The organism is Leucobacter sp. G161, from assembly GCF_001482305.1.
In the GTDB taxonomy this organism is placed as follows: domain Bacteria; phylum Actinomycetota; class Actinomycetes; order Actinomycetales; family Microbacteriaceae; genus Leucobacter.
Window position 1 is genome coordinate 121,393 of sequence record NZ_LOHP01000043.1, and the last position, 11,247, is coordinate 132,639.

General features: G+C 65.3%; 12 protein-coding genes. 4 read left to right on the plus strand and 8 right to left on the minus strand.

Annotated features, from left to right (window positions below; genetic code table 11):
- Positions 1-368: 368 nt before the first annotated feature.
- Genes guaA through AUL38_RS03740 form a run of 4 tightly spaced genes read right to left on the minus strand, consistent with a single transcriptional unit; the run spans position 369 to position 4,517 of the window.
- Positions 369-1,952 (minus strand): glutamine-hydrolyzing GMP synthase, encoded by a 1,584-nt coding sequence (guaA, locus tag AUL38_RS03725; RefSeq protein ID WP_059059345.1) that lies wholly within the window; start codon positions 1,950-1,952, stop codon positions 369-371.
- On the minus strand, positions 1,949-2,437 hold the full coding sequence (locus tag AUL38_RS03730; protein ID WP_059059368.1) for a DUF3817 domain-containing protein: 489 nt from the start codon (positions 2,435-2,437) through the stop codon (positions 1,949-1,951). Before AUL38_RS03730 ends, guaA begins: the two co-directional genes overlap by 4 nt.
- Before the next feature lie 10 nt (positions 2,438-2,447).
- On the minus strand, positions 2,448-3,389 hold the full coding sequence (locus AUL38_RS03735; RefSeq protein ID WP_235590593.1) for an SURF1 family cytochrome oxidase biogenesis protein: 942 nt from the start codon (positions 3,387-3,389) through the stop codon (positions 2,448-2,450).
- A gap of 6 nt (positions 3,390-3,395) precedes the next feature.
- A complete protein-coding gene (locus AUL38_RS03740) occupies positions 3,396-4,517 on the minus strand; it encodes a GuaB3 family IMP dehydrogenase-related protein (RefSeq protein WP_059059346.1) in 1,122 nt (373 codons plus the stop codon).
- A gap of 149 nt (positions 4,518-4,666) precedes the next feature.
- On the opposite strand from AUL38_RS03740, the gene AUL38_RS03745 reads away from it, so the two are divergent.
- Together AUL38_RS03745 and AUL38_RS03750 are read left to right on the plus strand one after the other, a co-directional pair.
- The gene (locus AUL38_RS03745; RefSeq protein ID WP_059059347.1) at positions 4,667-5,662 is read left to right on the plus strand and encodes a cation diffusion facilitator family transporter; all 996 of its coding nucleotides are present in this window, start codon (positions 4,667-4,669) and stop codon (positions 5,660-5,662) included.
- Positions 5,663-5,803: 141 nt separating this feature from the next.
- Complete coding sequence (locus tag AUL38_RS03750; protein WP_059059348.1) at positions 5,804-6,190, plus strand: metalloregulator ArsR/SmtB family transcription factor; 387 nt, start codon at positions 5,804-5,806, stop codon at positions 6,188-6,190.
- Between the two features lie 46 nt (positions 6,191-6,236).
- On the opposite strand, the gene guaB is transcribed toward AUL38_RS03750, so the two are convergent.
- From guaB to groES, 3 genes are all read right to left on the minus strand, one after another.
- Positions 6,237-7,739: an IMP dehydrogenase gene (gene guaB / locus AUL38_RS03755; protein WP_059059349.1), complete on the minus strand. Its 1,503-nt coding sequence runs from the start codon at positions 7,737-7,739 to the stop codon at positions 6,237-6,239.
- A gap of 40 nt (positions 7,740-7,779) precedes the next feature.
- Positions 7,780-8,703, minus strand: a complete 924-nt coding sequence (rarD, locus tag AUL38_RS03760) for an EamA family transporter RarD (protein ID WP_235590594.1) — start codon at positions 8,701-8,703, stop codon at positions 7,780-7,782.
- Between the two features lie 130 nt (positions 8,704-8,833).
- On the minus strand, positions 8,834-9,130 hold the full coding sequence (gene groES / locus AUL38_RS03765) for a co-chaperone GroES (RefSeq protein ID WP_059059351.1): 297 nt from the start codon (positions 9,128-9,130) through the stop codon (positions 8,834-8,836).
- A gap of 182 nt (positions 9,131-9,312) precedes the next feature.
- Here groES and AUL38_RS03770 point away from each other — a divergent pair, with 182 nt between their 5' ends.
- Both AUL38_RS03770 and AUL38_RS03775 read left to right on the plus strand, forming a co-directional pair.
- Positions 9,313-9,738, plus strand: a complete 426-nt coding sequence (locus AUL38_RS03770; RefSeq protein ID WP_059059352.1) for a DUF4190 domain-containing protein — start codon at positions 9,313-9,315, stop codon at positions 9,736-9,738.
- A 61-nt stretch (positions 9,739-9,799) separates the two neighbouring features.
- The gene (locus AUL38_RS03775) at positions 9,800-11,032 is read left to right on the plus strand and encodes a class I SAM-dependent methyltransferase (protein WP_161937402.1); all 1,233 of its coding nucleotides are present in this window, start codon (positions 9,800-9,802) and stop codon (positions 11,030-11,032) included.
- 11 nt (positions 11,033-11,043) lie between these two features.
- On the opposite strand, the gene AUL38_RS03780 is transcribed toward AUL38_RS03775, so the two are convergent.
- The coding region (locus AUL38_RS03780) for a hypothetical protein (RefSeq protein WP_059059354.1) at positions 11,044-11,247 on the minus strand (204 nt) is incomplete at its 5' end.

Consider the following 11,247-nt stretch of genomic DNA (forward strand, 5'->3'; position numbering starts at 1 on the left):
CGCGCAGATCCCAGGCCCTCCTCTCCTTGTTTGCGCTGAGTCGATATCGCCTCAGCGAGGTCAGGGGCTTTCGGCCGCACATGAGACATGACCTGACGGGACATTCATGACCTGGCGGGTCAAGCACGAGCTGGCGGGTCAAGCACGAACTGACGGGTCAAGCACGAGCCGGCGGGACAGGCGCGCAAGCCAGAGACCTGGGAGGCGTGGCGCCTGGCACCGTGAGGTCACGAAACACCGTGGGGACACCCCGCGCAGGGACCGCAGGCGCAGGGACGGCACACAGCAAAAGGGGAGGTGTTCCGAGCACTCAGCTCGGAACACCTCCCCTTTCACGTAGCACCAGCGCCGCTAAGCGGCGCGCATGCTTACTCCCACTCGATCGTCCCGGGCGGCTTCGACGTGACGTCGAGCACGACGCGGTTCACGTCGGGCACCTGGTTGGTGATCTTGTTCGAGATGCGTGCGAGCACGTCGTACGGCACGCGCGTCCAGTCTGCGGTCATCGCGTCTTCCGAAGAGACGGGGCGCAGCACGATCGGATGACCGTACGTGCGGCCGTCTCCCTGCACGCCCACTGAGCGGACGTCGGCGAGCAGCACGACCGGGCACTGCCAGATCGAGTTGTCCAGGCCCGCCGCGGTGAGCTCGGCGCGAGCGATCGCGTCAGCCTCGCGGGGGATCTCGAGACGATCGCGGGTGACTTCGCCTACGATTCGGATTCCGAGGCCGGGGCCGGGGAACGGCTGACGTCCGACGATCTCCTCGGGAAGACCCAGCTCGCGCCCAATCGCGCGTACCTCGTCCTTGAACAGGGCGCGCAGCGGCTCGATGAGCTCAAAGTCGAGATCCTCGGGGAGGCCGCCAACGTTGTGGTGGCTCTTGATGTTCGCGGTGCCGGATCCGCCGCCCGACTCGACAACGTCGGGGTACAGCGTGCCCTGCACGAGGAACTTGATGGGCTCGCCCTCGGCCTTCGCCTCCGCGACGAGGTCGAGCTGCACCTTCTCGAACGCGCGAATGAACTCGCGGCCGATGATCTTGCGCTTCTCTTCGGGATCGGTGACGCCAGCAAGGTGGCCCAGGAAGATGTCTGCTGCGTCGACGGTGATGAGGCGCACGCCGGTCGATGCGACGTAGTCGCGCTCGACCTGCTCGCGCTCGCCCTTGCGGAGGAGTCCGTGATCCACGAAGACCGCCGTGAGCTGGTCGCCGATGGCTTCGTGCACGAGCGCGGTCGAGACCGCGGAGTCAACGCCGCCCGACAGCGCCGAGATCACACGGGCGGTGCCCACCTGTGCGCGGATCGAGGCGATCTGCTCGGCGATCACGTTGCCTGCGTTCCAGTCTGCGGGAATCCCTGCGACGGTGTGCAGGAAGTTCTTCAGCGTGTCCTGGCCGTACTCCGAGTGCTTCACCTCGGGGTGCCACTGCACGCCGTACATCTTGCGCTCGACTGAGCCGAAGGCTGCGACGGGGGTGTCGGCGGTGCGCGCCAGAACTTCGAAGCCCGCGGGTGCCTGCTGCACGGCGTCGCCGTGGCTCATCCACACCTGCTGGGTGTCAGGCTGGCCGCCGAGGATCGCGCCGCCGCCGTCAACGACCGTGGCCTCGGTCGAGCCGTACTCGCGCTCGCCGGTATTGCCTACAACGCCGCCGAGGGCGCGGGCCATCACCTGGAAGCCGTAGCAAATACCGAGCATCGGGATACCGAGCTCGAAGATTGCGTCTTCGAACGCGGGCGCCTCGTCCGCGTACACCGATGAGGGGCCACCCGAGAGCACAATGCCCAGCGGATTCTTCGCTTGGATCTCCGCAGCTGTGATCGTGTGGGGTACGAGCTCGGAGTACACTCCGGCTTCGCGAACCCGCCGTGCGATGAGCTGCGCGTACTGCGCGCCAAAATCGACGACGAGGACGGGACGGTGCCCCTCGTGCGCTACTTCTGTCATGCTGTGCCTTCCTGGCGATCTGGATCTGCCGCGACGGCGGTCGCGGCGATCGCCGCTTCCTTCTCGTCGAGGAACTGGTTAACCTCGCGGGCGATGCGCACCTCGAGGAAGAATGAGAAGAACGGGATCACGCCGCCGAGAGCGAGCAGCAGGAAGCGGCCAAAGTTCCAGCGCATCGGGCTCCACAGCATGAAGTTCGCGATGAGGTACACGACGTAGAACCAGCCGTGTGCGATGAGGATCGCCTTGAACAGGTCGAAGCCCTCGCGGACGAGCTCGGCTTCCTGGCCCTTCGGGATCGTCGGCAGGAACTCAGCGATACCGTTCGGCGTGAATAGGAACAACTCCACCTTGAAGGCGTAGCGCATCACCATCACCGCGCAGAGCAGCAGAAGCATGACGCCGGTGATCACGCTGGTCACCTTGTAGACCTTCACTGCCCGTCGGATACGGGGGTAGTCCTCGGGCTTGGGCTGGAGTTGCATGACTTCCATTCTATGGTTTAGCGGTGGTCTCAGTTTCAGCGGCCTCTGCGTCGGGCCTGCCGCTCGTCTGTCCTGCGGCGAGAGCTTCAGCCTCAGCCTCGGCCTCGGCCTCGGCAGTGAGCAGCTTGATCTCGTGCTCCTTCTCCCAGGCATCGCGCGCGAGCCGGTACCAGAGGAACAACGCGACAGCGGCGAACACAGCCCACTCGATGCCGTAGAAGACGTTAAGCCAGCTCCCCTTCTCCGGTGCACTCGGCGCGACCGAGTCAATAGGAACGAGGCGTGCGTCGGCAAGCGCCGGAGCATCGGCGGTGTCGTGCATCACGAGGTAGCCACCGTAGATCGGGCCGTCCGGGACCGAAATCCAAGTGTTCGCGAGGAACGCAGGAACCATCGTCCGGGTCGTGTGCGGGTCGGCATCAGGTCGAGGGATCTCAGGAGCTTCCGCAGGCAGGTAGCGGCCCTCGATAACGAGGTTCCCCTCTGGCAGCGTGCTCAGGTGCTCGGCGGCCTTCGCGGCCTCGGCATCGCTCGGGGCCCAGCCCACGGCGACTGCGAGGCTCGCGTCGTCTTGATCGGTACGCACGAGGTGGCCAACAACCCAGGCGCCCTTGCTGCGCTCAGCGGCAGTGTCGGCGCCCTGGTTCATGCGCTCACTGATGACCGAGAAGTCTCCGGGCACGAAACTTCCCTCGACAGCGACGACTGCGCCGGCTGCGACCTCGGGAATACCCGGGATCGGATCGGTCACCTCGTCGATGGGCCGCACCGTCTCCGTGTTTGTCAGCTCATCAACGTTGTCGCGGATCGCGTTGCCCATCTGCCACTGGCCCAGCCACGCGAACACCGCGGCGATGACCATGGCGAGAAGCAGGGCAGCGATCCACTGGGGTCGCCGCATAACCTGGCCGAGCGTTGGCTCTCCGAGATACTCAAGCTTCCGACTCGCCATGGCTATCTACCGTTCTGCGTGGACAATGTCGACGCGCTGGAATTCCTTCACGTCCGAGTAGCCACTGGTGGCCATTGCGCGGCGCAGGGCGCCCAGCAGGTTTGCGCTGCCGTCGGCGATGTGCGCGGGACCGTTCATGATTTCCGCGAGCGGGGCGATCGGCTCGACCGCGACGCGGCGGCCGCGCGGCAGATCCACGTGGTGCGCTTCCTGCCCCCAGTGCCAGCCGCGCCCGGGCGCGTCGGTGGCCCGTGCCAGTGCCGCGCCGAGCATAACCGCGTCGGCGCCGCACGCGATCGCTTTCACGAGATCGCCGGAGGTACCGAGACCGCCGTCGGCGATGACATGTACGTAGCGGCCACCCGATTCGTCGAGGTAGTCCGTGCGCGCGCCAGCAACGTCAGCGATAGCGCTCGCCATGGGCGCGCGGATCCCGAGGGTGACGCGGGTCGTCGACGAGGCTCCCCCGCCAAACCCGACGAGCACGCCGGCAGCACCGGTGCGCATGAGGTGCAGTGCTGACTGGTAGGTCGCGGCTCCGCCAACGATGACGGGCACGTCGAGCTCGTAAATGAACTGCTTGAGGTTCAGCGGCTCGCGCCCCTCGACCGAGACGTGCTCGGCAGAGACCGTGTTGCCGCGGATGACGAAGAGGTCAACACCCGCCTTCACGACGGTATCGGTGAACTCTGCCGTGCGATGCGGCGACAGTGCACCAGCAACGGTGACGCCAGCGTCGCGGATCTCGGCCAAGCGATCCCGGATCAGTTCGGGCTTAATCGGCTCGGAGTACAGCTGGCGCATGCGCTTCACCGCGGCGACCTCGTCGTCGACCTGCGCGATTTCCGCGAGCAGCGGCTCGGGGTTCTCGTGCCTGGTCCAGAGACCTTCAAGGTTCAGGACGCCGAGCCCTCCCAGCTGCCCCAACTGAATCGCGGTCGCAGGCGACATGACCGAGTCCATCGGCGCGCCGATGACCGGGATGTCGAACTGGAACGCGTCAATCGTCCACGACGTTGAGACAAGTTCTGGGTCGCGGGTACGCCGCGTTGGCACAATGCCGATCTCGTCGAATGTATAGACACGGCGGGCGCGCTTTCCGCGACCAATCTCGATCTCGTTGCTCACCCAGACAGTCTACCTGGTGGCGGCGCAGTGGTTGCTGTGACGCAGCACGAATTCGTCGGAACGAGCGACATTATCGTCAAGGTCAGCTATCATCGTCTCTGAGCGATGATTTAGTTGCGCAGATAGCAGCCGAGAGAAGGAGACAAGTAATGACAATGAGCGACACGACCGAGCAGAACGAGGCGGGGATTCAGACCGCGGCCGGCAGCTACCGTCGCCGGCTAGGAGTGGTGCTCGCGATCTACGCGACGATCATCACCGCGCAGATCATTGGCTCGCTGGTCACGAACAGCCTGGCCCTAGCGGCTGAGGCCATGCACATGGCGGTCGACGCGAGCGGGATCCTCGTTGCGCTCATCGCAACCCTCCTCGCGACGAAGGCGGCGAGCTCCAAGCGAAGCTACGGCCTGATGCGCGCTGAAATCGTCGCGGTGCTGTTCAACTGTCTGCTCCTCTTCGCCCTCGGCGGGTACATCCTGTTCGAGGCAGTCGATCGCTGGTTCAATCCGAGCGACGTGCAGGGCGGCCTCGTCATTGCATTCGCCGTGGTGGGTCTGGCCGGAGCGGCAACCTCGCTGGTCATTCTCAGCCGAGGCGCGAAGGAGAGCCTCAACGTGAAGGCAGCCTTCCTCGAGGTCATGAGCGACGGCATCGGCGCAGCAGCAATCATCGTCTCCGGAATCCTCAACGTGACGCTCGGCTGGAACCAGGGCGACGCCCTCGCCGCCGCTGCGATCGGCGTCATTATTCTGCCGCGCGCCTTCATGCTGCTCAAGCAGGCCATCAACCTCATCATGCAGGGTGTTCCCGCCGGTATCGATCTCGACGAGGTACGCGACTCGATCACCGAGACCGATGGTGTCGACGATGTACACAGCCTGCACGTGTGGGGGCTCACGAGTGGGGTCAACGTCATGTCCGCACACATCGTCCCCACCGAGCAGGCGGCAGCGGCTATCGAGCACCCTCGCATGCTCGATGAACTCACCATGATCATGCGCGAGCGATTCAACATCGAGCACTGCACGTTCCAGTTTGAGGAGCCGACCCACCTTGACCACGAGGGGCTCATGCACCGCGATCTTGCCGGACTCACCACCGTACCCTCGGTGAGCGGAGGTCAGCACGCCGGGCACAGCCACTGACCCGAGCTTCCCGTTGACCGAGGGAGCAGAGCTCAACGCTGCGAATCGCGCAGGATCCCCGGCAGGGAGCCTTGCACGTACCGCAGTGGGGAGCGCTGCTCCCCCAAGTGTGGAGTGCGCGGCACGGAGTATCATCGAGAGATGACGATGAACGCAAAAGGATCGGAAGACGTGGAGCGGGCAGCCGAGCTCGAGGCGCTCGTCCCTGCAACGTGCCTGTTCCACAGTTTTAGCGATCCATCGCGGCTGGTAATCCTCCAGCACCTGCAGCTCGGAGAGCACCGCGTCGTCGACCTCACCGAGCATCTCGGGCTCTCCCAGAGCACAGTGTCGAAGCACCTCGCTCGGCTGAAAGACGCGGGGCTCGTGTCCTCACGCCCCGAGGGTCGTGCCTCCGTCTACTCGCTCCAGCATTCCGAGGCGCTCACCGAACTCCTCGCGGCGGCCGAGAAATTGCTCGCCCTCACCGGCGACGCGGTGCAGCTCTGCCCCGTACACGGCAGAAGGGCCGCCGCGCGATCGAAGTGATCCGCTGGCGGCCCTTGGCCGTGTCCCCGGAGGCCGGGGCTCCGCGCTACTTGCGGTAGTTCGGAGCCTCGACAACCATCTGGATGTCGTGCGGGTGGCTTTCCTTCAGCCCGGCAGAAGTGATGCGCACGAACTGGCCGCGCTCCTTCAGCTCGGTGATTGAGCGCGCGCCGACGTAGAACATCGACTGGCGCAGGCCTCCGGTCATCTGGTGCGCGACAGCGCCGACGGGGCCACGGTACGGGACCTGGCCCTCGATGCCCTCGGGGATGAGCTTCTCGTCGCTCGGCACGTCCGCCTGGAAATAGCGATCCTTCGAGTAGGAAGTGCGCTCGCCACGGGTCTGCAGCGCGCCGAGCGAGCCCATGCCACGGTACGTCTTGTACTGCTTGCCGCCTACGAACACGAGATCGCCGGGGCTCTCGTCGGTTCCGGCAAGCAGCGAGCCCATCATGACCGACGACGCACCGGCGACGAGCGCCTTCGCGATGTCGCCCGAGAACTGGAGGCCACCGTCGGCAATCACGGGAACGCCAGCCGGCGTTGCGGCCTTCGCTGCCTCGTAGACCGCCGTCACCTGCGGCACGCCGACACCTGCGATCACGCGGGTGGTGCAGATCGAGCCGGGGCCAACGCCCACCTTGACTGCGTCAGCGCCTGCGTCAACGAGCGCCTTCGCGCCGCTGTAGGTCGCGACGTTTCCGCCGATCACGTCGACTGAGGCGAATGCCGGGTCAGCCTTGATCTTCGCAATGATGTCGAGCACGCCCTTGCTGTCACCGTTCGCGGTATCCACCACGAGGACGTCAACGCCTGCGTCAACGAGCTGGCCGGCACGCTGCCACGCGTCGCCGAAGAACCCGACTGCCGCGCCAACGCGGAGACGCCCTGCGTCGTCCTTCGTGGCGAGGGGGTACTGTTCTTCCTTGTCGAAGTCCTTCACGGTCATCAGACCGGTCAGGCGACCGTCGGCGTCAACCAGGGGCAGCTTCTCGATCTTGTGCTGCTTGAAGAGCTCAGCTGCCTCGTCACGCGAAATGCCGGTGCGGGCCGTGATGAGCGGCATCCGCGTCATCGCCTCGGAGACACGCACGTTCGCGCGATCCTTCAGGTCGATGAACCGCATGTCCCGGTTCGTGATGATGCCGAGCAGCACTCCGGCGTTATCGACGACGGGGAGACCGGAGACCCGGTACTCGCCGCAGATCGCGTCAACCTCTGCGACAGTCGCATCGACTGTCGTCGTGAGCGGGTTCGTGATCATGCCGGCTTCCGAGCGCTTCACGCGGTCGACCATCTCAGCCTGATCCTGAATCGACAGGTTGCGGTGCAAGATACCCAGGCCGCCATTGCGCGCCATGGCCACTGCCATCCGAGTTTCAGTCACCGTATCCATAGCCGCGGAAATGAGCGGCATCGCGAGGCGCACACGCCTCGTGAGCTGCGTCGAGGTATCCGCCTCGCTCGGGATCACGTCGGTGTGCGCAGGGAGCAGCAGCACATCGTCGTAAGTGAGTCCAGTGAACGCGAAGGGGTCACGCTGTTCCATACAACCTCTTTAATGCTTGTGGCGACGTCGGAGAGAGTTACTAGTCTAAGGGAATCGGGCCGGTGCGAGGCTGATGTGCGAGTTCCGGGCTCGGTGCTCGCCGCAAGCGTAAAATCATGTCCGCAATCAGGAACATCAGGGCGATCCAGACCGCGATGAATCCGATCCAGCGCGCGGGCGGCAGGTCCTCGTGCATGACGAAGTAGCCGAACAGGAATCCGAGGATCGGCGTGAGGAACTGCAGGAAACCCACGTAGGTCAGCGGAAGCCTGCGGGCCGCCTCGCCGAACAGGATGAGCGGGATCGCTGTGAGCAGGCCGCTGACGAGCACAAGCGTGGTGATGCCGCCGCCGAAGGTGAAGGCGCTCAGGCCCGCGACCGAGGCGACGATCGCAAGCTGCACCAGCCCGATCGGCACCGACACGAGCGTCTCGACGGTGAGGCCCGTGACTCCGTCAACGTCATTGATGCGCTGGTGCACGACCCCGTACAGCCCGAAGGAAACGGCGAGGCCGAGGGAGATCCACGGGACACGGCCATACGAGATCGCGGAGAAGAGCACGCCAGCGCCGGCGACGCTCACCGCGATCCACTGCAGCCGTGACAGCTTCTCACGCCAGAAGATCACGCCGAAGAGGATCGTGAAGAGCGGGTTGATGAAGTATCCGAGCGAGGTCTCAAGCACGTGGCCGGTGATGACGCCGAGCACGAAGATCTGCCAGTTCGCGTACAGCAGGATCGACGACAGCGCGAAGAGCCCGAACGTCTTTGGTCGCTTCAGCACCCCGACGACGCGATCCCATCGCCGTGTGACGGTGACAATCACGGCGCAGACGAGCAGCGTCGTCACGACACGCCACGACACCACTTCGAAGGGGTTCACTACCGCGATCAGGGTAAAGAAGAGCGGAAACGCTCCCCAGATCAGGTACGCACCGATTCCGTAGCCCAGGCCAGCGCGCATTTCTTTCACTGGCCCAGTCTACGCTGCCGGGAGCTTTCCTGTACCGGCAGCGCCCTGACCGCAGCCAGTCTGGGGGAAATACAAAACCGGGGCCGCACCTGTACGGTGCGACCCCGGTTTTTGCAGCTGTTTAGCGCTCGATGACTGCGAGAATGTCGCGGCTCGAGAGCACAAGGTACTCCTCGCCAGCGGCCTTGATCTCAGTGCCGCGGGACTTCGAGTAGATGACGATGTCGCCGACGGCTACGTCGACGGGAATCCGGGTGCCGCTGTCAGAGACGCGGCCGGGGCCCACTGCAACAACCTTGCCCTCCTGGGGCTTTTCCTTCGCGCTGTCAGGGATAACGAGACCCGAAGCAGTGGTCTGCTCCGCCTCGACCTGCTGGATGACGATGCGATCCTCGAGCGGCTTGATGGCGACCGACACGGTTGACCTCTTTCCAAAGCTGTTGGTTTTGCACCCTCGCGGGTGCCTCTGTACGAGATTCTATGGCCCCGGTTGGCACTCATGCAAGGCGAGTGCCAACGCGTCGGCCCCGGATCGCGGACAGCGAACACGGTCACGTGAAAGCTACACTAGGAGCCAACCATCAACTGACTTGGAGCGCCATGAGCACCAACACCCCCGAAGACGCCCGCCAGCCGCAGTTTGATCCGCAGGCAGCGCAGCCGACAACGCAGCTGCCCGACGAAGTTCCAGCGTATGCAGCCCCGCAGTTTGGGGGCGAACCGTATGTTGCTCCCTACGTCGAGCCGGCACGCCGGCCCGTCGCGACAACACTCAAGGACACCAACACTTACGCGCTGGTTGCAGTCATTCTCGCGTTCCTCTCCCCGATCGCTGGCATCATCTTCGGCCACCTCGGCCTGAACCAGATCAAGCGCACCGGTGACGCTGGCCGCGGGCTCGCGCTCACCGCCGTTATCTACGGCTACTGCGCTATCGCCCTCGGCATTCTGTTTGTCGTGCTCTACATCGGGGTCATTGCCGTCGCTATCGGCGCGGCCTCGAGCTCCGGTTACTACTCCTACTAATCTCAACCGAGTGAGCACTCGCGACAACACCGGGCCCCGAGACCACCACTCGGGGCCGGTACTGTCCTTGCCGGGGTGGGACGCGCTGACGACCCCCGCGGGTGCTGGGCTCCTCGACCAAGCCTCAGCGCTCCGCGCGGCCGGGACGGCCTTCGACAAGATCAGCCAGCAGCTCCGACGCGACGGCGCCGACCCGGACACGCTCTCAGCTGCCCTGACGGTGGCAGGCCTCCGCGAGAAAGCCCACCCCAAGTTTGGCCCCCTCGCAGGTGAGATGCTCTTCACCCAGGCCGGGCTCGAGCAGGCATCCCGTGTGCCGGTGGCCGAGCTCCACGCAGCGCGATTTGCCGGGTGCACCACTGTTGCGGATCTCGGCTGCGGGCTCGGCGCTGAGTCGTTGGCGTTTCTCCGCGCCGGCCTCCAGGTCCGCGCGGTTGAGCTCGACCCGATCACTGCCCAATTTGCGCACCACAATCTGTCCGTCGAAGCCACAGCCCTCCGCGACAAACACCAGTCAGCACCACGCTTCGACGTCGTGACCGGCGACGCGACCGCTGTGGGCAGTGCCGACGCTGACGGCGTGTTTCTTGACCCCGCCCGCCGCACGGCGGGCCACCGGGACACGAAGCGGCTCATCTCGTCGGACGACTACTCCCCCTCGCTCGACTTTGCGTTCGCTGCTGCGCGCAGTTCGCGTTCGGGCGGCGTCAAACTCGGCCCAGGGATCGATCGCGAGCTGATCCCTGACGATGCCGAGGCACAGTGGGTGTCTGTTGACGGCCAGCTCGTCGAAATGGGGCTCTGGTTTGGCGCCGCCGCCCGCGCGGGGGTGCGGCGTGCGGCAACTGTGCTCCGCGTACACGGCGGCGAACCCTCCACCCACGAGCTCCTCGCCGCAGCCGACGCGCCTGACGCCGAGGTCCGCGAGCTTGGCGAATACCTCATCGAACCGGACAATGCGGTGATCCGCGCGCGCCTCATCGGCCTCCTGGGAGCGGAACTCGACGCCGGCATGCTGCACGAGAGCATCGCCTACCTCACGGCAGACCGCGCAGTCACCACGCCGTTCGCGCAGGTCTTCCGCGTCATCGAGGAGCTCCCGGCGAAAGAGAAGGATCTCAAGCGCGCGCTCGCGGCCCGCGGCATCGGCCGGCTGGAAATCAAGAAGCGCGGCGTGGATGTGGATCCCGCCGCGCTCCGCACGCGCCTGCGCCTTCGGGGGCCGAACTCGGCCACCCTCATCCTCAGTCGCTCGGCAAGCAGGCACATGGCGCTGCTCGCCGAGCGATGCTGAGGAGTTACTCCTTAGTAGGCCTCTGAGAGGACCGTCGAGCAGGACACGGTCTCGCCGAAGATCTGCACCGACTCAGCGCCGTTCATGCACGCCTCGGCTGCAGCGACCCCTGAGCCAACCAGGCCGAAGAACACGATGGCCAAGATAACCCCGGTGATCACGCCGAGTGCGCCAATGATGATGCCGACGAGAGCCGGCACGTTCTTCGCCTGCGC

What these genes read in the sequence shown, in the direction of transcription:
- guaA (WP_059059345.1), bottom strand. Translation starts at nt 1,952, where the DNA reads ATGACAGAAGTAGCGCACGAGGGGCACCGTCCCGTCCTCGTCGTCGAT.
- AUL38_RS03730 (WP_059059368.1), bottom strand. Translation starts at nt 2,437, where the DNA reads ATGCAACTCCAGCCCAAGCCCGAGGACTACCCCCGTATCCGACGGGCA.
- AUL38_RS03735 (WP_235590593.1), bottom strand. Translation starts at nt 3,389, where the DNA reads ATGGCGAGTCGGAAGCTTGAGTATCTCGGAGAGCCAACGCTCGGCCAG.
- AUL38_RS03745 (WP_059059347.1), top strand. Translation starts at nt 4,667, where the DNA reads ATGACAATGAGCGACACGACCGAGCAGAACGAGGCGGGGATTCAGACC.
- AUL38_RS03750 (WP_059059348.1), top strand. Translation starts at nt 5,804, where the DNA reads ATGACGATGAACGCAAAAGGATCGGAAGACGTGGAGCGGGCAGCCGAG.
- guaB (WP_059059349.1), bottom strand. Translation starts at nt 7,739, where the DNA reads ATGGAACAGCGTGACCCCTTCGCGTTCACTGGACTCACTTACGACGAT.
- rarD (WP_235590594.1), bottom strand. Translation starts at nt 8,703, where the DNA reads ATGCGCGCTGGCCTGGGCTACGGAATCGGTGCGTACCTGATCTGGGGA.
- AUL38_RS03770 (WP_059059352.1), top strand. Translation starts at nt 9,313, where the DNA reads ATGAGCACCAACACCCCCGAAGACGCCCGCCAGCCGCAGTTTGATCCG.